Origin of the sequence: Mycobacterium kyogaense (assembly GCF_003254575.1) — a bacterium.
GTDB classification, from domain to species: Bacteria; Actinomycetota; Actinomycetes; order Mycobacteriales; family Mycobacteriaceae; genus Mycobacterium; species Mycobacterium kyogaense.
This window is the reverse complement of the sequence record NZ_QJUA01000008.1, coordinates 17,946-36,408: the sequence shown is the minus strand read 5'-3', so window position 1 is coordinate 36,408 and position 18,463 is coordinate 17,946. Positions and strand designations below refer to the sequence as shown.

18 protein-coding genes and 1 pseudogene are annotated in these 18,463 nt (G+C 67.8%); 8 read left to right on the top strand and 11 right to left on the bottom strand.

What is annotated here, in order from left to right; translation table 11 throughout:
• Positions 1 to 255 precede the first annotated feature (255 nt).
• Together DMB80_RS08300 and DMB80_RS08295 are read left to right on the top strand one after the other, a co-directional pair.
• The gene (locus tag DMB80_RS08300; RefSeq protein ID WP_111509424.1) at positions 256 to 981 is read left to right on the top strand and encodes a sensor domain-containing protein; all 726 of its coding nucleotides are present in this window, start codon (positions 256 to 258) and stop codon (positions 979 to 981) included.
• Between the two features lie 18 nt (positions 982 to 999).
• The gene (locus DMB80_RS08295) at positions 1,000 to 1,707 is read left to right on the top strand and encodes a sensor domain-containing protein (RefSeq protein ID WP_240431074.1); all 708 of its coding nucleotides are present in this window, start codon (positions 1,000 to 1,002) and stop codon (positions 1,705 to 1,707) included.
• Positions 1,708 to 1,734: 27 nt separating this feature from the next.
• Here the strand turns inward: DMB80_RS08295 and DMB80_RS08290 are convergent, their stop codons facing one another.
• The 3 genes from DMB80_RS08290 to DMB80_RS08280 form a co-directional block, all read right to left on the bottom strand.
• Complete coding sequence (locus DMB80_RS08290; RefSeq protein ID WP_111509423.1) at positions 1,735 to 3,201, bottom strand: APC family permease; 1,467 nt, start codon at positions 3,199 to 3,201, stop codon at positions 1,735 to 1,737.
• 222 nt (positions 3,202 to 3,423) lie between these two features.
• A complete protein-coding gene (locus DMB80_RS08285; protein WP_111509422.1) occupies positions 3,424 to 3,687 on the bottom strand; it encodes an ANTAR domain-containing protein in 264 nt (87 codons plus the stop codon).
• A 75-nt stretch (positions 3,688 to 3,762) separates the two neighbouring features.
• Positions 3,763 to 5,781, bottom strand: a complete 2,019-nt coding sequence (locus tag DMB80_RS08280; protein ID WP_048422814.1) for a glycoside hydrolase family 15 protein — start codon at positions 5,779 to 5,781, stop codon at positions 3,763 to 3,765.
• 78 nt (positions 5,782 to 5,859) lie between these two features.
• Here DMB80_RS08280 and DMB80_RS08275 point away from each other — a divergent pair, with 78 nt between their 5' ends.
• The 6 genes from DMB80_RS08275 to DMB80_RS08255 all read left to right on the top strand — a co-directional run bounded on the left by DMB80_RS08275 (position 5,860) and on the right by DMB80_RS08255 (position 10,179).
• Complete coding sequence (locus tag DMB80_RS08275; RefSeq protein ID WP_111509421.1) at positions 5,860 to 6,075, top strand: hypothetical protein; 216 nt, start codon at positions 5,860 to 5,862, stop codon at positions 6,073 to 6,075.
• A gap of 121 nt (positions 6,076 to 6,196) precedes the next feature.
• The gene (locus DMB80_RS28910) at positions 6,197 to 6,289 is read left to right on the top strand and encodes an Ms4533A family Cys-rich leader peptide (protein WP_420812147.1); all 93 of its coding nucleotides are present in this window, start codon (positions 6,197 to 6,199) and stop codon (positions 6,287 to 6,289) included.
• Between the two features lie 129 nt (positions 6,290 to 6,418).
• Complete coding sequence (locus DMB80_RS08270; protein WP_111509420.1) at positions 6,419 to 7,447, top strand: sulfate ABC transporter substrate-binding protein; 1,029 nt, start codon at positions 6,419 to 6,421, stop codon at positions 7,445 to 7,447.
• Positions 7,444 to 8,292 carry a sulfate ABC transporter permease subunit CysT gene (gene cysT / locus DMB80_RS08265; protein ID WP_111509419.1) on the top strand — a complete coding sequence of 283 codons (849 nt, stop codon included), beginning with the start codon at positions 7,444 to 7,446 and terminating at the stop codon, positions 8,290 to 8,292. Before DMB80_RS08270 ends, cysT begins: the two co-directional genes overlap by 4 nt.
• Positions 8,289 to 9,101 carry a sulfate ABC transporter permease subunit CysW gene (gene cysW, locus DMB80_RS08260; protein ID WP_111509418.1) on the top strand — a complete coding sequence of 271 codons (813 nt, stop codon included), beginning with the start codon at positions 8,289 to 8,291 and terminating at the stop codon, positions 9,099 to 9,101. Before cysT ends, cysW begins: the two co-directional genes overlap by 4 nt.
• A 31-nt stretch (positions 9,102 to 9,132) precedes the next feature.
• A complete protein-coding gene (locus tag DMB80_RS08255; protein WP_111509417.1) occupies positions 9,133 to 10,179 on the top strand; it encodes a sulfate/molybdate ABC transporter ATP-binding protein in 1,047 nt (348 codons plus the stop codon).
• 13 nt (positions 10,180 to 10,192) lie between these two features.
• Here the strand turns inward: DMB80_RS08255 and DMB80_RS08250 are convergent, their stop codons facing one another.
• The 8 genes and pseudogenes from DMB80_RS08250 to DMB80_RS08215 form a co-directional block, all read right to left on the bottom strand.
• Positions 10,193 to 10,468: a metal-sensitive transcriptional regulator gene (locus DMB80_RS08250; protein ID WP_046363767.1), complete on the bottom strand. Its 276-nt coding sequence runs from the start codon at positions 10,466 to 10,468 to the stop codon at positions 10,193 to 10,195.
• A 41-nt stretch (positions 10,469 to 10,509) separates the two neighbouring features.
• Positions 10,510 to 11,363, bottom strand: a pseudogene (locus DMB80_RS08245) (sulfite exporter TauE/SafE family protein).
• Positions 11,364 to 11,366: 3 nt separating this feature from the next.
• Positions 11,367 to 12,749 (bottom strand): MBL fold metallo-hydrolase, encoded by a 1,383-nt coding sequence (locus tag DMB80_RS08240; RefSeq protein WP_111509416.1) that lies wholly within the window; start codon positions 12,747 to 12,749, stop codon positions 11,367 to 11,369.
• A 90-nt stretch (positions 12,750 to 12,839) separates the two neighbouring features.
• Positions 12,840 to 13,844, bottom strand: coding sequence for a hemolysin family protein (locus tag DMB80_RS08235; RefSeq protein WP_111509415.1), 1,005 nt, complete (start codon positions 13,842 to 13,844; stop codon positions 12,840 to 12,842).
• Entirely contained in the window at positions 13,837 to 15,219 is a 1,383-nt protein-coding gene (locus DMB80_RS08230) for a hemolysin family protein (RefSeq protein ID WP_111509414.1), read from the bottom strand. The genes DMB80_RS08235 and DMB80_RS08230 overlap by 8 nt, the downstream gene beginning before the upstream one ends.
• Before the next feature lie 93 nt (positions 15,220 to 15,312).
• Positions 15,313 to 16,050 (bottom strand): sirohydrochlorin chelatase, encoded by a 738-nt coding sequence (locus DMB80_RS08225; protein ID WP_111509413.1) that lies wholly within the window; start codon positions 16,048 to 16,050, stop codon positions 15,313 to 15,315.
• On the bottom strand, positions 16,029 to 16,724 hold the full coding sequence (locus DMB80_RS08220; RefSeq protein WP_420812153.1) for a phosphoadenylyl-sulfate reductase: 696 nt from the start codon (positions 16,722 to 16,724) through the stop codon (positions 16,029 to 16,031). The genes DMB80_RS08225 and DMB80_RS08220 overlap by 22 nt, the downstream gene beginning before the upstream one ends.
• 18 nt (positions 16,725 to 16,742) lie before the next feature.
• A complete protein-coding gene (locus tag DMB80_RS08215) occupies positions 16,743 to 18,428 on the bottom strand; it encodes a nitrite/sulfite reductase (protein WP_111509506.1) in 1,686 nt (561 codons plus the stop codon).
• Positions 18,429 to 18,463 lie beyond the last annotated feature (35 nt).

Below are 18,463 nucleotides of genomic sequence, written 5' to 3'. Positions count from 1 at the left end.
CCGGGAATTGCGTTGCTGCGACGCTAAAGGGGCTGGCCGCGCGGCTCGTCGCGGTCGCGGCCAGCGCTGACGACCACGCTGACATTGCGCCACCCGACATCCGCGGGGACCTGCGCGGACAGGGCCGGCCGACTGCTATGCGCCACCTCCCCGGCTGCGGGCGCCTTTGCGATCCTGCTGAGCAGAAGTCCACGGCGACGCCCGCTTCTGGGCGAACCGGTCGCGCGGGGACGCCGGCCGTGCTATCGAAGGGGGGTGTCCACCAAACTCGCGGCAGTTGCCGGCGCCTGCCTCGTTCTGGCCGGCTGCGCCGGCGCGCCGGTGGACGACAGACCCGTGGTGCGCATCGCCGAGGCGGCTGCGCCGAGCCCGGCGATCGCGCTCGGTGGGTTCCTCCCGACGACGCCGGAGTTGGCGGCGCACCTCGGCACCCCGCCCATCGGCTTCGCCGGCCACCTCGTCGAGGGTGGGGCGGACATGCTGCTGCGCAGTGTCGGCGTCGGTGAAGCGTCGCCGGGGGACTGCCTGGGTGCGGCGTACCGGCTGCAACAGGCGGTGTACGACGGCAGCCCCGTGCAGTCGGTGGCCACCAACTCGTGGGCGGGCGGCAGCTTCGACGGGCCACCGGTGAGCGCGTTCTTCGGTGTGGTGCAGATGACGAACCCGCCGGCCGCGCAGATGTTCTTCGCGGCCACCAGCCAGCAGTGGCGGCGGTGCAACGGCGAAACGGTCGCCCGCGATCAGGGTGGTGCCGGCGAGCTCAGCCGCATCGCCGACGTCGCGTTCGGCGAGGATGTGGTGTCCGCCAGCGTGCTGCACACGTCGGCGGGCACCGCGTCGCCGACTGCTCAGCGGGCGGTCGCACTGGCCGGGGACTGCATCGTCGAGGTGGAGGTCACCGACCCCCGCCCGGGCGGACAGGGGCAGCCCGCGGTGGACGTGGCCGAACTGATCGCGAACAAGATCACCGCGCACCGCTGACGGTGCGAGAATGGCGCGGTGAAACCTGCGCCGAAGTGGTGGGTGAGCAGCCTCCTGGTGGCCGCGTCAACAGTGCTGGCCGGCTGCGTCAGCACGGTCGAGGGTGCCGCCGTCCGCGCCAGTGGCCCGGGAGGTGACCTACCCGCGCTCGACGACGCCGCGCTGGGCCGGCTTCTTCTCAACATCGGTGAGATCAACGGGATCATGGGCAGCACCGGGATGCAGGTCGCCGGCGATGTCGACGAGATGACCGACCACTCCGACAGCGTGTCCGACGTCGACTGCCTCGGTGCGGTGTACGCGGCGGAAAAACCCGTCTACGCCGACACGGGCTGGACCGCGGTGCGTGACCGGGTGGCCCGCGAACCGGGCGACGACAACCAGCACTGGGTCGAAGAGACCGCCGTGCTGTACCCGGCGGCCCACGATGCGCAGGCGTTCTTCGACTCGTCGTCGCAGACCTGGCAGGGCTGCGCGAACCAGTCGATCGGCACCAACGACGGTGACTACAGCTGGGCGCTGGGCGACGTCGACGTCGACGTGACCGACGGTGGCGCACCTCTGCTCACTCAGGCCGCCGAGCAGGACGACTCCGGGGGCTGGCAGTGCCAGCACGCACTGTCCGTGGTGTCCAACGCGATGGTCGAAGCGTGGGCCTGCGGCTATCGCATCGATGGTGAAGCGGCCGAGATCGCGGCAGCGATGGTCGCCAAGGCCGGACCGTGATTTCTCCGACAGCCCTGTGGCGCAGGACTATTCGGTTATCTCGAGGGTGACATTCGGGCGCCTCGCCGCGATCGCCGCGCCCGCGGCGAACACCACGACGAGCAGCACCACGACGCCGATCGCGATCGGCGTCGAGCCGCCGACCAGGGTCGGCAGGTTCTGGAACACCAGTAGCAGGACGGCGACGAGCCCCACGAGACCGATTCCCGGCGCGACGAAGGCCCGCCAGGCGGACACATCCGACTCACCGCTGCGTCGGCGCCGGGCGAAGAAGGCCAACACCGCGACGCTGGTCGCGATCAGCAGGATGATGATGCCCACCGTCGAGATGCCCGCGAGCCATGTGTAGAACTGGGTCACCGGATCGAGTCCGAGGGCGATACCGGCGATCAGGAACACCAGCACGGCAACGCTGTCGATACCGGATGCGAGATGCGGCGACGCATGGCGAGGGTGCGCTTCGCCGAGCGCGCCCGGGAACACCTTGCGGTTGGACAGCGTGAACACATAGCGCGCAACCACATTGTGGAACGAGAGGATGCAGGCGAACAGGCTGGTCACGAACAGCACCTGCACGATGTGCAGTCCCGCAGTGCCGAGGTACTCCTCGGTCGCCCCCGGGAGCAGACCCGACGGATCTGCGACCGCCTGCTCGACCACGCGGCTGTCGCCCCATGCGGTGATCAACGCCCACGTCGACACCGTGTAGAACACCCCGATCAGCAGCAGCGCGACGAACGTGGCACGGGGGATGGTGCGCAGGGGGTCGCGAGCCTCGTCGCGGAACACCGCGGTGGCCTCGAACCCGATGAAACTCAAGAATGCGAACAACAGCGCGATTCCCGGTGCGCCCGAGGTGATCTCCGACGGCGAAAGGAAACCGGTGGACAGCCCTTCATGGCCTCCGGTGACGGCGACGACAGCGTCCAGGGCGAGGACGATGGCGACCTCGGCGATCAACAGGACGCCCAGGACGTTACGGGACAGATCGATGTTGCGATGGCCCAACACCGTCACGATCAGCAGGGTGACCAACGCCCAGACACCCCAATGGATGTCGGGTGCACCGTAGGACGAGAACAGCGCCTGGGCTCCCTGGCCGATCAGGCCGTAGACACCGATCTCGAGGGCGAGGTAGGAGATCAGGGCGACGAAGGCGAAGCCGAATCCGGTGACCCGGCCCAAGCCCTTGCCGATGTAGGAGTAGAACGCGCCGGCGTTGGGCACATACGGGGTCAGCGCAGTGAAACCCACCGCGAACAGCAGCACCAGAACGGTGCTGACGATGAAGATCGCCGGGAAGCCGATTCCGTTGCCGCTGGCGATGCCGAGCGGTACCGGGCCGCCGATGACACCCAGCGGAGAGGCTGCGGCAACGACGACGAAGACGATGCCCCAGACCCCGAGCGTGCCGCGTAATCGGCGGTGGGAGAGGGGGGTTCCCGCGTCGGTGGCGATGTGCGCATCGCCGGCTTCGTCAATCCGATTCGCCATGGTGTGTCCTCGAGGCCGGTGGAACAGTGGACGGACAGTAACGTCTCCTGTGCCCGGGTCTGGAGAGTTCGGATCAACGGGATTGCAGGCCGGTTCTGGCCGGAGCACCGATCAGCACACGGTGGAGTCCGCCCAGTCTTCTCGGTCCGGTTGCCGAAAGTGTCGAGGACAGAATGGAACTCGTCGCGAGCGGCCAGGCCGTCGCTGAAGAGGTGATGGCGCTCAGCTGACGGCGCTCAGCGGCCGCCGCTCCCGCAAGACCACGTCACCCCATGCAGCGAATGCCTCGGCGTGCTGGGCCGTCGACGAGCCGGTGGCCACCGCGACCAATCCGGCCGCGGCACTTCCCAATCCGATGCCGGTTTCGCGGACCACGCGAACCAGCTCGTCGAACGCCTCCGTTCGGGAATAGCCTCGTACACCGATCAAGATGCCCACGGCGATGTCGATGAGCTGACGCGACGTGTCGTCTGAGCGCACATTCATGCCTCGATGGTCAGCCCTCACATGGTCCCGCGCACAGCATTGCGCGCAGGCAGACGCAAAATCGCGACCCTCTTGTTACACGGGCCCGTTCGCCGGCTGGAAGACCCCGGAGCTGTCGGCTTCCTCTTCGGCGCGGATCACGTGCACGACCGCGTTGATCAGTGCCAGGTGGGTGAACGCCTGCGGGAAGTTCCCGAGGTGGCGACCGGTGCGCGGCTCGATCTCCTCGGCGTAGAGGTGCAGCGGGCTGGCGAACGACAGCAGGCGCTCGCACAAATGCCGGGCCTGGTGGATCTCACCGATCTCCACGAGCGCAGACACCAGCCAGAACGAACAGATCGTGAAGGTGCCCTCTTCGCCGGCCAGGCCGTCGTCGGTCTCCTCGACGCGGTAGCGCAGGACCAGGCCGTCCTCGGTCAACTCCTCGGCAATGGCCAGCACGGTGGCCCGAATCCGCGGATCCTCCGGCGGCAGGAACCGGGTCAGCACCGCGAGCAACAGGGAGGCGTCGAGTGCGTCGTCCCCGTAACGCTGGGTCAGCACGCCCCGGGAGTCGACGCCGTGAGCGAGGATGTCGTCCTTGATCTCCTCGGCGATGGCCCGCCACTGCTGGGCATAGGACTTCTCGCCTTCCAGCTCAGCCAGTTTCGATCCGCGGTCCAATGCCACCCAGCACATGATCTTGCTGGAGGTGAAGTGCTGCGGCTCGCCGCGCACCTCCCAGATGCCGCGGTCGGGCTCCCGCCAGTGCTTGATCGCCTCCTCGACCTGTTCTTTGAGTACCGGCCACAGCGTTTCGGGGATCTGCTCGCGGGACTTGGTGTGCAGGTACACCGAATCGAGCATGGTGCCCCAGATGTCGTGCTGCATCTGGTCGAAGGCGCCGTTGCCGATGCGCACCGGCCGGGCGTTGTCGTATCCGGAGAGGTGGTTGAGTTCTTCTTCGACGAGGCTGCGCTCACCGCCCACGCCGTACATCACCTGCAGCGGATGCCGCTGGCCGTTGTTGGCACCCGACACGTCGGCGATGAACGCGAAGAAGTCGTCGGCTTCGCGATCCAGACCCAGTGTGTACAGACCCCAGAGGGCGAACGTCGAATCGCGCACCCACGCGTAGCGATAGTCCCAGTTACGTTCTCCCTGAGGGGTTTCCGGCAGTGAGGTGGTGGGCGCGGCAAGTAGCGCGCCGGTGGGGGAGTAGGTGAGGCCCTTCAACGTGAGCGCGCTGCGCTGCAGATACGACCGCCACGGATGATCGGGGAAATCGCCGACGTTGATCCACTGCCGCCAACACTCACTGGTCTGCCACATCTTGTCGGCGGCCTCGTCGAACGTCTGCGGCGCCGGATGGCCAGACCAGCTCAGGGCGACGAACACCTTGTCGCCCTCCTTGAGCCGGGTCCGAGCGCGCGCCTCCCTGCCCTCCAAGCCGATCCGCAGATTCGTGGTCAACCGCAGCGTCGGATGAGAGTCGGGGTTCTTCGTTGCCCGGGCGATCGCCTCCCCGTAGGCCTGCGCGGAGTACTCCCAGCTGGCACTCGTGCGGTGGTAGTCGAACGACGGCTCGCAGTTCATCACGAGCTCGACGGTGCCGCTCACGCAGCGCACCGTGCGCAACAGGATGTGCTCGGCGTCCCAGTCCATCGGGGTGCGGCGGTGTGTGCGCGATCGCCGTTCGAGATCGTGCCAGGGGCCCATCACCAGCGCATCGCGCACGATCAACCAGCCGGTGTGGGTCTGCCAGGTGGTCTCGAGGATCAGGCTGCCCGGCAGATAGCGACGAGCGGCGGGGACCGACACCCCGTAGGGGCCCAGCCGGAAGTGGCCCGCCCCGCGATCGAGGAGTGCGCCGAAGACGCTCGGAGAGTCCGGGCGCGGGACACACAACCACTCCACGGACCCTGCCGACGAGATGAGGCACGTGTTCTCGCAGTCGGACAGGAAGGCGTAGTCCGCGATCGGCGGGAACGGATTGCGCAGCGGAGCGGAGCTGGCGTACGACGGCGCGGTGGCCAGGGCGAACGCTGACGACTCTCCATCGACGCTGACAGTGTCGGTCAAGGAGTCGGATACGGCCTCGCTGGGCTGGGACATTCGCTCATCATCGACTGCGCGGCGCCCTGTCGTCTACTCAAAGCCCGCTACTGGAACCGATGCGCCTAGTCTGGGCCGGTGGGCGGATTCCTCGGCTGGTGGGACGGAGTCGAACTCTGGCTGACCGGGTTGCCGTTCGTGCTGCAGACCGTGGTGGTGATGCCGGTCGTGCTGATGCTGGCCTACGGGGCGGCAGCCGCGCTCGATGCCGTGGTCGACGGCGGCACCAAACTGCGGGACCACCTGCGCCCCCCGCCGACAGAATCGACGACCGAGGGTGAGGAGGGCCGGTGAGCGGTATGCCGCGGTCGCGGGTGACGTTGGCGCTGATCGCGCTCGTCGTGCTGGTGATCCTGATGTGGCTTCTCACCCGCTGACCACAGACTGACACGCCGGCGGTGTTATTCTTCGCGCCATGCAGACGGCGGACGGCGTCAACGGGGGTCACATCGTGGCCCTCATCGCCGTCGGGTTCTTTGCCGTCGCTGACGTTTGTTGTTGTTGCTGACTCCTCACCCCGTTCGGCGGTCAGGTGTTCGGCAACCATGTCTCGTGCCGTTCGTGCACGGTTTGCCCCCCACCTTCCGCGTGACCGGACTCATCCCTCCAGTTCGTTCAAGTCCCGGAAAGGCCTCCAATGAAGATCACCACCCGGTGGCGCGCGGTAGCAGCGCTGGCTCTGAGCACCTCGCTCGTCGCGGCGTGCGGCGGCGGTGGGTCCAGCGATGTCGCCGGCGACAGCGGTGGGTCGAACGCGGAGACGACGCTCACGCTGGTTGGGTACGCGGTGCCCGAGCCCGGGTGGAGCAAGATCATCCCCGCGTTCGCGGCCACTCCCGAAGGCAAGGGCGTCGCGGTGACGACGTCCTATGGCGCCTCCGGCGACCAGTCCCGTGCCGTCGTCGACGGCAAGCCCGCCGACATCGTGAACTTCTCGGTCGAGCCCGACGTCACTCGCCTGGTCAAGGCCGACAAGGTGGCCAAGGACTGGAACGCCGGCGCCACCAAGGGCATCCCGTTCGGCTCGGTGGTCTCGCTGGTGGTGCGCAAGGGCAATCCCAAGAACATCCGGGACTGGGACGATCTGCTGCAGCCCGGTGTCGAGGTCGTCACGCCCAGCCCGCTGAGTTCCGGCTCGGCCAAGTGGAACCTGCTCGCGCCGTACGCGGCCAAGAGCGACGGCGGCAAGAATGCCCAGGCCGGCCTCGATTTCGTGAACAAGCTGGTCACCGAGCACGTCAAGACCCGGCCCGGCTCGGGTCGGGAAGCCACCGACGTGTTCCTGCAGGGCACCGGCGACGTCCTGATCTCCTATGAGAACGAGGCCATCAACGTCGAGCGGCAGGGCAAGCCCGTCGAGCACGTCAACCCGCCGCAGACGTTCAAGATCGAGAACCCGGTGGCCGTCACCACGACCTCGCAGCACCAGCAGCAGGCCAACGCTCTGAAGAACTTCATCTACACCCCTGAGGGCCAGAAGCTGTGGGCCGAGGCCGGCTTCCGTCCGGTCGACCCTGCGGTGGCTGCCCAGTTCGCCTCCGACTTCCCGACGCCGCAGAAGCTGTGGACGATCGCCGACCTCGGCGGCTGGGGCGACGTGGATCCGGCGCTGTTCGACAAGGACAACGGCTCGATCACCAAGATCTATAAGCAGGCCACGGGATGACCTCGATCGTCGCCGAGCCGGCGGCACCGAAAGCGCCCCGCCGGGGGCGTAACCGGCACGGCAGTACGTCGCTGCGCGTCGGCGCCGCGACACTGTGGTTGTCGGTGATCGTGCTGCTTCCGCTCGCGGCGATCGTGTGGCAGTCCGCGACGGGGGGATGGCACGCCTTCTGGCTGGCCGTCACCTCGAACGCGGCGATCGAGTCTTTCAAGGTGACGTTGACGATCTCGGTGGGCGTCACACTGATCAACGCGGTGTTCGGGCTGATCGTCGCGTGGGTGCTCACCCGCGACGATTTCCCGGGTAAGCGTCTGGTCGACGCGGTGATCGACCTGCCGTTCGCGCTGCCCACGATCGTGGCGAGCCTGGTGATGCTCGCGCTGTATGGGCCGAACAGCCCCGTCGGGCTACACCTGCAGCACACCAAGTGGGGTGTGGGTATCGCGCTGCTGTTCGTCACCCTGCCGTTCGTGGTGCGGTCGGTACAGCCAGTGCTCCTCGAGCTGGACCGTGAGGTGGAGGAGGCGGCCGCGTCGTTGGGCGCCGACAACCGCGTGATCTTCACCAAGGTCGTCCTGCCGGCGCTGCTGCCCTCGCTGCTGTCCGGTGCGGGCCTGGCGTTCTCCCGGGCGATCGGTGAGTTCGGTTCCGTCGTGCTCATCGGCGGAGCGGTCCCCGGCGAGACCGAGGTGTCCTCGCAGTGGATTCGCACCCTCATCGAGAACGACGACAAAGTCGGTGCCGCGGCGATCTCGATCGTGCTGCTGGTGATCTCGTTCGCCGTGTTGTTCGTGTTGCGGGCACTCGGGGCGCGGGCCGCAAAACGGGAGGAGCTCGCACCGTGATCCTGTCCCCGGCGGTCAAGCTCCTGCTGCGGTGGGTGGCGATCCTCTACATCGCGATCCTCGTCCTGGTGCCGGTCGGCCTGATCCTGTGGCGCACCTTCTCCCCAGGGATCGGCGAATTCTTCGCCTCGGTCGGCACGCCGGCGGCGATCTCGGCGCTGCAGCTGTCTCTGCTGGTGGTCGCCATCGTGGTGCCGCTCAACGTGCTGTTCGGGGTTCCCACCGCACTGGTGCTGGCGCGCAACCGCTTTCGCGGCAAGAGCATCCTGCAGGCCATCATCGACCTGCCGTTCGCGGTGTCGCCGGTGGTGGTCGGCGTCGCGCTCATCCTGCTCTGGGGATCGGCGGGGCTGTTCGGCTTCGTCGAGAACGACTTCGGGCTGAAGATCATCTTCAGCTTCCCCGGCATCGTGCTGGCCAGCGTCTTCGTCACCGTGCCGTTCGTCATCCGCGAGGTCGAACCGGTGCTGCACGAACTCGGCACCGACCAGGAGGAGGCCTCGGCGACGCTGGGAGCGCAATGGTGGCAGACGTTCTGGCGCATCACGCTGCCGTCGATCCGCTGGGGTCTGACCTACGGGATCGTGCTGACCGTCGCCCGCACCCTGGGTGAATTCGGCGCGGTGATCATGGTGTCGTCGAATCTTCCTGGTCAATCGCAGACGCTGACGCTGCTGGTCGCCGACCGCTACAACCGTGGCGCCGAATACGGCGCCTATGCGATCGCCACGCTGTTGATGAGCGTCGCCGTCCTCGTGCTCATCGCCCAGGTCATCCTCGACGCCCGCCGGGCCAAGGCCGCACAATGAACATCGACCACGACCCGGGAGTCACACCCTCATGACCCACGCGATCACCGTCTCCGGCGCCAACAAGCGCTACGGCGATTTCGCCGCCCTCGACAACATCGACTTCGTCGTGCCCGCCGGGTCGCTGACCGCACTGCTCGGGCCCAGCGGATCGGGCAAGTCGACACTGCTGCGCGCCATCGCCGGCCTCGACGAACCGGACACGGGCACCATCACGATCCACGGCCGCGATGTCACCGACGTGCCGCCGCAGAAGCGCGGCATCGGTTTCGTCTTCCAGCACTACGCGGCCTTCAAGCACCTGACGGTGCGGGAGAACGTCGCCTTCGGGCTCAAGATCCGCAAGCGGCCGAAGGCCGAGATCGCCAGCAAGGTCGACAACCTGCTCGAGGTGGTCGGGCTCGCCGGGTTTCAGACCCGCTACCCCAATCAGCTCTCCGGCGGGCAGCGCCAGCGCATGGCGCTGGCTCGCGCGCTCGCCGTCGACCCGCAGGTGCTGCTGCTCGACGAGCCGTTCGGCGCGCTCGACGCCAAGGTGCGCGAAGATCTTCGCGCCTGGCTGCGCCGCCTGCACGACGAGGTGCACGTGACGACGGTGCTGGTCACCCACGACCAGCAGGAGGCGCTCGACGTCGCCGACCGGATCGCTGTGCTCAACAAGGGCCGTATCGAGCAGGTCGGGTCGCCCACCGATGTCTACGACCGGCCGGCCAACGCGTTCGTGATGGGTTTCCTCGGTGCGGTGTCCACGCTCAACGGAGCGCTGGTGCGCCCTCACGACATCCGCGTGGGCCGCAATTCGGACATGGCGATCGCCAGTTCTGACGATTCCGTGCAATCCGCCGGTGTCACCAAGGCCGTCATCGACCGCATCGTGATGCTCGGCTTCGAGGTGCGGGTCGAGCTCACCAACTCCGCCACGCACACGCCGTTCACCGCACAGATCACCCGCGGCGACGCCGAGGCGTTGGGCCTGAAGCCGGGCGACACCGTCTTCGTCCGCGCCACCCGCGTGCCGCAGCTGCCGGAGGAGTCGGCGACGAACAATGCAGTCGCCGAGGTTGCGCAGATCTCGTAGTCAGGCCTTCTCGTCAGGCCAACGCGAGGAACAGCTTCTCGAGCTCGTCGACACCCATTTTGCGTGTGCCGCCGTCGGATGCCGTGCCCTCGGTGACGCATTCGCGCAGACCCGTCGCGACGATCTTGAACCCGGCGCGATCGAGTGCACGTGACACCGCGGCGAGCTGCGTCACCACGTCCTTGCACTCCCGGCCCTGCTCGATCATCGAGATTACACCGGCCAGCTGGCCCTGCGCGCGGCGGAGCCTGTTCAAGACAGCGCCGATGGCTTCTTCGTCACCGACCATGGTGATTCCTTTCCGCACGGTGTTCGCGAGTGTCCGCGATCTTACCCACGGGGGTATAACGCGCGGAGTGGGCAGAAGTATCCCAGTCGGCAGGACGCGTAGAGGATGCCCGACAGCGCCGTGAGCGTCGCGGTCAGTGCACCGACGAGCGGGTGGATTTCCTGGGCGAGAATGACCGATGCCATCGCGAGGACGAACCAGCCGAAGCCGATGCGCAGGGCCGCGACGCTGAACCGCTCGGTGAGCCGTGCCCCCGCGAGGCCACCCACCACCGCCGCGCCGGTGACCGCCGCGGCGAGCCGCCAGTCGATCGTGGCGGCGGACAGGTGACCTGCCAGCCCCGCGAACGAGTTCATCGCGATCACCATCAATGAGGTGCCGCGGTCGCCATCGGCAGGCCGGCGAGCAGGGCCAGCGCCGGCACCACCAGGAATCCGCCGCCGGCACCGACCAGTCCGGTGACGAGGCCGACGGCCGCCCCCTGCAACACCAGGGTGACCGGCCGGCCGGTGGGGGACTGCGCCGAACCGACGGCCTCTGCCGTGCGGCCGCGCAGCATCGCGATGGCCGCGGTGATCATCACCGCGGCCAAGCCGACAAGCAGCAGGGAGCCGGGCAGGAACTGGCTGATCCAGCCGCCGGCATAGGCGCCGACCATGCCGGCCGCGCCGAACATCAATCCTGTCCGCCACTGCACGTGTCCGGCGCGCGCGTGGGACACCGCGCCGACGACGCTGGTGACGCCGACCACGAGCAGTGACGTGGCGATCGCGTGTGCGGCGTCGAGGCCGGCCACGTAGGCCAGCAGCGGCACCATCAGGATCGAGCCGCCGCCGCCCAGCAGGCCCAGCGACAGCCCGACACCGAGGGCGAGCACGACGGTCAGCGCGATCACGGGTCAGGCGTTCTGAGTGATCTCGACCCAGGCGCCGAAGCCGCCCAGGATGTCGCTGACATCGATGAAACCGTTGCGGCGCAACATGCTTGCCGCGACCGACGAGCGGTATCCGCCCGCGCAGTACACCACCGTCGGGGCGTGCGAATCCAATTCGGCCAGCCGGTCCGGCAACTGACCGACGGGAATGTTGACTGCGCCGGGAATCATGCCCGCCTCGGCCTCACCGGGATTGCGGACGTCGACGATCTGCAGACCGGGGACGGTGGCTGCGCGTTGATCGAAGTCCCTGGCGGACAACCGTGATGCGATCTGCACCTGGTCGGGGTGAGACAGCATCGCCTGCTCGGGATTCTCCAGATGACCGATCACACGGTCGAACCCGATGCGGGCCAGTCGATTCTTGCCTTCGCGCTCGTAGCCCGGATCGGTGATCAAGACGATGTCGTTGTCGGGTGTGACCACCGAGCCCGCGAATTCGGCATAGCGGCCCTCGAGTCCGATGTTGATCGCCGCGCGAAAGTGGCCCTGCGCGAACTCGATCGGACTCCGGCCGTCGACCAACACCGCGCCGGCGGCCAGTCTGTCCATCACCTGCGGGTAGCTCAACGCCGGGGGCATCTCGTCCTCGTCGAGCAGCGCGCGGTTCTTGCGGTTGAGGGTCGCGTCGTAGGCGAAGTAGCCCGGCGCGGGAGGTTGGCCTTCGGTCACCAGGGCGATGAACGTCTCCCGGTCGGGTGCGTTCAACGCGTAGTTCCACCGCTTCTGATCACCGATCGTCGACGACAGCTCCGTGGAGAGGTTCTTGCCGCAGGCCGAGCCGGCGCCGTGAGCCGGGTAGACGCGGGTCTCATCCGGCAGCGTCATCAGCTGGTGCAGCGAGTCGTACAGCATCGCGGCGAGTTCCTCGCGCGAGTGGCCGATCGATGCCAGCAGGTCGGGTCGGCCGACGTCGCCGATGAACAGGGTGTCGCCGGTCAGCGCGCCGTAGGGCGTCGCATCGTCGGGGTGTTCGTAGATCACGATGCTCATCGACTCTGGGGTGTGGCCGGGCGTGTGCCGGAACTCGAGTGTGACCCCGGCGGGGTCGAGGGAGTACCGCTGCCCGTCCTCGACGCCGAGGTAATCGAACTCGGGCGTGGCCACCGACGAGTACACGACCGTGGCTCCGGTGGCATCGGCGAGCTCGAGATGGCCGGACAGGAAGTCGGCGTGGAAATGGGTCTCGATCACCAGGTCGATGTGCAGGCCCAGTTCGGCTGCGTCGGCGAGGTATTCCGACACGTCGCGCTGGGGGTCGACGACGACTGCGCGGCCCGAGTTCTCGTCGCCGATCAGGTACGACGCGTGGGACAGGCAGTCGAGGTAGTACTGGATGAACTTCATCGTTCGTCTCCTTTATACCCTAGGGGGTATCTATCCGATACCGCGACGGTATACCCCCATAGGTATTGGGTCAAGGAGGGGGTGTGTGAGCTACGCCGCGTCGATGGCCAGCAGCCGGTGCATCACGTCGGTCAGCGTCAACACCTCGACGCCGCCATTTCCGGTCACCACGGCGAGGTGCGTGCGCGTGCTCTTCATCAGCTGCAATGCCTCGTAGATCGGCATGTCCGCGGACAGTGTCACGGCGGGGCGCATGAGATCGCGGGCGCGCGCCGTCGAGGCGAGACCGTCGCGGACATGCACGACGCCGAGCACGGTGCCGCTGCCGGCATCGCCCACCAGCAGGCGCAGGTGACCGGATTCTCGTGCAGCAGAACGGATCTGCGCGGTGTCGGCCTCGGGGGAGACCCAGCCGCTCGGCGATGCCGGACGAGCCAGCTGTTCGACCCGCAGACCGTTCAAGTCCAGAGCGCTCGACAGGTTGGCGTGATAGACGGCGTCGAGCGTGCCTGCGGCGGCGGAGTGCTCCACCAGCTGACGCAACGTCTGCGGATCCTGGCTGTCGGCGAGTTCGTCGACCGGGACGACGCCGACGCGGCGAAGGCACCAGTTCGCCGCCTGGTTCAGCGCGTGCAGCAGGGGGCGGGTGACGAACATGAACCCGCGCATCGGTCCGGCCAGCAGCGCGGCGGACCGCTCGGGGTGGGCGATCGCCCAGGACTTGGGCGCCATCTCGCCGATCACGAGGTGCAGGAACGTGACGATGACCAGGGCCAACATGAAGCCGCCGGCGTCGGCGAGCCAGGAGGGCGCGCCGATGTCCCTCAACCATGGCGAAAGGGCATAGTGCACAGCCGGTTTGGTGACTGCGCCGAGCAGCAGGGTGCAGGCGGTGATCCCGAGCTGTGCTCCGGCCAGCACCACCGACAGCTCCGCCGCGCTACGCAGCGCCGCCCGGGCGCCACGGCTGTCGGCGGCCGCGTCCTCCAGCCGGCTCCGCCGCACGGCGATCAGCGAGAACTCGACAGCGACGAAGAAGGCGCTCAGCGCGATCAGCACCACCGTGATCGCGACGATGGACCAGGGATCAGACATCGTTCTCCACCCGTGACGTCGGTTCGGCGACGGTCACGCTCAACTGGACGCGCGCCGGGACGCGCCGCCGGACGGCGCGGATCTCGGCGTCGAGGGCCCGCTCAGCGGGCGGTTGTGCGCTCAGGAAATCGGACGGTGCGGCGGGCAGCGGCACCGACACGCGGTCTCCGACGGCCGGCAACCCGTCAGCGTGCGCGATCACCATGCCCGCGACCGTTTCGTAGTCACCGGTCGGCAGGGTCACGCCCAGCAATCGCTCCGCCTCGTCGACGGGCAGATCACCGGCCACCAGCCAGCCGTCCCCGACCTCGGTGACGGCCTCGTGCTGCTGTGCGCCGTCGTGCTCGTCGTCGATCTCGCCGACCAGTTCTTCGGCCAGATCCTCCATCGTGACGATCCCGGCGAATCCGCCGAACTCATCGATGACGACGGCCATCTCTTCTCGCGAATCAGCAAGCGAACGAACGACATTCGGTAGCGGCAGGGTCTCGGGCACGACCACGGCCTGCCGGCAGTGGTCCGCTGCCGTTCCCGATGCCCCGTCGAGTGAGAGCAGGTCGTGCAGGTGGATGACGCCGACCACCTCGTCGTGGTCGGCTGCGACCACCGGATAGCGCGTGTGCGCGGACGCCATGCGCGCCAACACGTCGGCGACCGGCTCGGTGTCGAGCACCGTGTCGACGCGGGCCCGCGGGATCATCGCGTGCCGGGCTGTCGACGTGGGGAAGTCGAGGATGCGGTCCAGCAGAGTCGAGAGTTCCGCCGGAATCTCGCCCGCGGCACGGGATGTCGCGACGATGTACTCCATGTCGCGCGGGGTGGCGGAATGCTCGACGTCATGCACCGGTTCGATGCGCAGCGCGCGCAACAGCAGGTTCGACGATTGATCGAACAACCAGATCAGCCAGCCGAACAGCGTCAGGTAGGCGGTGGTGGACCAGGCCAGACGTCGCGCCAGCGCCTCGGGCTTGGCGAGCGCGAGGTTCTTGGGGAACAGCTCTCCGAACAGCATCTGAATCACCGTCGAGACGCCGATCGCGGCCACGCCGCCGATCGCCACGGCGATCGCCATCGGCAGCCCCGAACCGCCCAGCAGGGTCTCGAGGCTGCGGCCGATCAGCGGTTCGGCCGCGTAACCGACGAGCAGCCCGGTGACGGTGATGCCCAACTGGGCGCCCGAGAGCATGAACGACGTTCGTCGGGTTACCGTCAGCGCACGTTCGGCGGCGCGGTCACCGGCGTCGGCGCGGGCCTTCAGGCGGGAGCGGTCCACCGCCATGTAGGCGAACTCCTGAGCGACGAAGTATCCCGTCGCCACGGTGATCGCGAAAACCACGACAAGGCCCAGCAGAATTGCAGCAACGGCGGTCAACATGTGACCGCCTCGGGTCTATGGGGGTGCATCGAGTCCTTGCTCGTAAGCCGTCAGGGTGGCCCCGAGCATACCTGGGTTCGGGATCTACGCTGGTCAGGCCGCTGCCCGCGCGCAGCGAGCGGTGTCGAAGCGGTCCAACACCGTTGCTGCCACCTGGCGGTGGGCGCCCAGCGGGGCCGACATCGGGATGCCCTCGTCGCGCGCGTACGCCGCAACGCGGTCGGTGATGCGGCCCGGCGCCAGGAACCACGGGGCGATCACCAGACGCGTCGCCCCGCGGCTGCGAAGCTCGGCGACCGCCTCGGCGGGAGACGGCGAGGGACCGGTCGCGAACGCCGTGGTGGCCGTCCACCGGGTCGTCAGCACCAGGTCGCGCGCCACCGCACCGGTGCGGGAGTTGGCCTGCGCATGCGACGATCCGACCGCGGTGACGATCACACCGACGTCAGGATCGAGGCGCGATACGCCTGCGTGCTCGAGGCGCTGCCGCAGCACCGAGATCAGTCGGTCGTCCTCGCCGAGGACCTCGGCCTGACGTGCCTGCGATCCGGACTCGGCGATCATCGCCGGAATGTCCACGCGCGCGTGGTAGGCATCGGCCAGCAGCAGGGGCACCACCACGGCACGACCCCGCGGTAGAGCTGTCAGGACGTCGACGAGATTCGGCGCGTTCTGCTCACAGAACGCGACCCGGGCGTCGAGCCCGGGACGTAGCCGGCTGATGCTGTCGACGATCGCCTGCGCCGTGGCCGCCGAACGGGGATCGGCGCTGCCGTGCGCCGTCAGCACCAGCGCGTCCGCCAGTCCAGTCACGAGGCGTGCAGCCCGCACTCCGTCTTGGACTGCCCGGCCCACCGCCCGCTGCGCGGATCGGCGCCCGCGATCGGCTTGGCCGTGCACGGTGCGCAACCGATCGACGGATAGCCCTCGTCGACCAGCGGATTCACCAAGATGCCGTGCGTGTCGATGTAGTCCTGCATCTCGTCGTCGGTCCACGCCGCCAACGGGTTGACCTTCACCAGGCCGAACGCCTTGTCCCAACTGATCAACGGGGCATTGGCCCGCGTCGGCGCCTCGACCCGGCGGATACCGGTGACCCACGCGGAGTAGCCGGCCAACGCCTTCGACAACGGCTCGACCTTGCGCATCCGGCAGCACTCGTTGGCGCTGCGCTCGAACAGGTTCTTGCCGAACAACGCATCCTGCTCGGAGACGGTCTTCTCCGGCCGCACGTTCACGACGTTCACGTCGTAGACCGCCTCGACCGCGTCGCGTGTGCCGATCGTCTCGACGAAGTGGTACCCGGTGTCGAGGAACAGCACGTCGACCCCCGGGCGCACCGCGGCGGCCATCTCGACCAGAACCCCGTCTTGCATGTTCGACGCCACGATGTAGTCACCCGCGAAGTTCTCGTCGGTCCATCGCAGCAGGTCCACGGCCGATGCGTGCGGGCCCAACTCCGCCGCGCCACGCTCGGCCAATTGCTGCAGGTCCGTCTCGGTCATCACGTCGGTCACGTCACATCACCTCAAGTCCGCATCGTCTGCTCGTAGTGCCCACGTAGCGAAACGCTCGCCCTGCTCTCGTTGTTTCACGAAATTGCGAACGACCCGCTCGATGTAGTCACCGAGCTCCGTGGCGACCACCTTGTGCTGGCGCAGCTTGCGGCCGAAGCCACTGTCCAAACCCAGACTTCCCCCCAGGTGAACCTGGAAACCCTCCTCGGGACCGTCACCGTCGTCCACCATCTGGCCCTTGAACCCGATGTCGGCGACCTGGATGCGGGCGCACGAGTTCGGGCAGCCGTTGATGTTGATCGTGATCGGCACGTCGAGCTGGCTGTTGATGTCCTCGAGCCGCTTCTCCAGCTCCGGCACCAGCACCTGCGAGCGGCTGCGGGTCTCGGCGAAGCTCAGCTTGCAGAACTCGATGCCGGTGCAGGCCATCAGGTTGCGCCGCCAATGCGACGGGGTGGACGGAAGATTCAGCGCATCGAGGCCGGCCCGCAGCTCGTCGAGCTTGTCATCAGGGACGTCGAGGATGATCAGCTTCTGGTACGGCGTGAACCGGATGCGGTCACTGCCCGCCGCCTCGGCCAGGTCGGCGACCTTGGTCAGGATCGTGCCCGACACCCGGCCGGCGATCGGGGCGACGCCCACGGCGTTGAGACCGTTCTTGAGCTTCTGCACCCCGACGTGGTCGATGGGACGGGTCACCGGGTCGGGAGCCGGACCGTCGAGCAACGGCCGCTTCAGGTACTCCGTCTCGAGAACTTCCCTGAACTTCTCGACACCCCAGTCCTTGATCAGGAACTTCAGGCGAGCCTTCGCGCGTAGACGGCGGTAGCCGTAGTCACGGAAAACACTGACCACGCCCTCCCACACGTCGGGCACCTCGTCGAGCGGCACCCAGGTGCCGACCCGCTGCCCCAGCATCGGATTGGTCGACAGGCCGCCGCCGACCCACAGGTCGAACCCGGGTCCGTGCTCGGGATGCTCGACGCCGATGAACGCGACGTCGTTGACCTCGTGCACTACATCCTGCAGGCCCGAGATCGCGGTCTTGAACTTGCGCGGCAGGTTGGAGTACTCGGGCTTGCCGATGTAGCGCTTGACGATCTCGTTGACCGCGGGCGTGCCGTCGATGACCTCGTCGAGCGATTCACCGGCCAGCGGCGAACCGAGCACCACGCGCGGGCAGTCGCCGCATGCCTCGGTGGTCTGCAGTCCGACCTCGTCGAGCCGGCGCCAGATCTCCGGCATGTCCTCGACGCGGATCCAGTGGTACTGGACGTTCTGGCGGTCGGAGATGTCGGCGGTGTCCCTGGCGAATTCGGTGGAGATCCCGCCGAGGGTGCGCAGTGCGGCCGCGGTCAGTGCGCCGCCGTCGCTGCGGACCCGCAACATGAAGTACTCGTCTTCGAGCATGTCGGTGTTCTCGTCACCGGTCCATGTGCCGTCGTAGCCGGGCTTGCGCTGGGTGTAGAGCCCCCACCAGCGGAAACGGCCGCGCAGGTCGCCCTTGTCGATCGACTCGAAGCCGCCCTTGGCGTAGATGTTCTCGATCCGCTCCCGAACGTTGAGCGGGTTGTCGTCCTTCTTGGCCTGCTCATTGGCGTTGAGCGGCTCGCGATACCCGAGCGCCCACTGGCCTTCGCCGCGGGGCCGCTTGGCGGGCTTGGGTGTTGCTGCGGGTGTTGCTGATGTCATCTTGGCTCCTGGATCGGAGCCGGCCTTCGTCACTG

Excerpts from the sequence above, each read along its gene's own strand:
- DMB80_RS08235 (WP_111509415.1), bottom strand. The coding sequence starts at position 13,844 with ATGTCTGATCCCTGGTCCATCGTCGCGATCACGGTGGTGCTGATCGCG.
- DMB80_RS08285 (WP_111509422.1), bottom strand. The coding sequence starts at position 3,687 with ATGAATGTGCGCTCAGACGACACGTCGCGTCAGCTCATCGACATCGCC.
- DMB80_RS08215 (WP_111509506.1), bottom strand. The coding sequence starts at position 18,428 with ATGACATCAGCAACACCCGCAGCAACACCCAAGCCCGCCAAGCGGCCC.
- DMB80_RS08250 (WP_046363767.1), bottom strand. The coding sequence starts at position 10,468 with ATGGTCGGTGACGAAGAAGCCATCGGCGCTGTCTTGAACAGGCTCCGC.
- DMB80_RS08230 (WP_111509414.1), bottom strand. The coding sequence starts at position 15,219 with ATGTTGACCGCCGTTGCTGCAATTCTGCTGGGCCTTGTCGTGGTTTTC.
- DMB80_RS08255 (WP_111509417.1), top strand. The coding sequence starts at position 9,133 with ATGACCCACGCGATCACCGTCTCCGGCGCCAACAAGCGCTACGGCGAT.
- DMB80_RS28910 (WP_420812147.1), top strand. The coding sequence starts at position 6,197 with ATGCAGACGGCGGACGGCGTCAACGGGGGTCACATCGTGGCCCTCATC.
- DMB80_RS08220 (WP_420812153.1), bottom strand. The coding sequence starts at position 16,724 with ATGACCGAGACGGACCTGCAGCAATTGGCCGAGCGTGGCGCGGCGGAG.
- DMB80_RS08270 (WP_111509420.1), top strand. The coding sequence starts at position 6,419 with ATGAAGATCACCACCCGGTGGCGCGCGGTAGCAGCGCTGGCTCTGAGC.
- DMB80_RS08280 (WP_048422814.1), bottom strand. The coding sequence starts at position 5,781 with ATGTCCCAGCCCAGCGAGGCCGTATCCGACTCCTTGACCGACACTGTC.
- DMB80_RS08290 (WP_111509423.1), bottom strand. The coding sequence starts at position 3,201 with ATGGCGAATCGGATTGACGAAGCCGGCGATGCGCACATCGCCACCGAC.
- cysT (WP_111509419.1), top strand. The coding sequence starts at position 7,444 with ATGACCTCGATCGTCGCCGAGCCGGCGGCACCGAAAGCGCCCCGCCGG.
- DMB80_RS08240 (WP_111509416.1), bottom strand. The coding sequence starts at position 12,749 with ATGAAGTTCATCCAGTACTACCTCGACTGCCTGTCCCACGCGTCGTAC.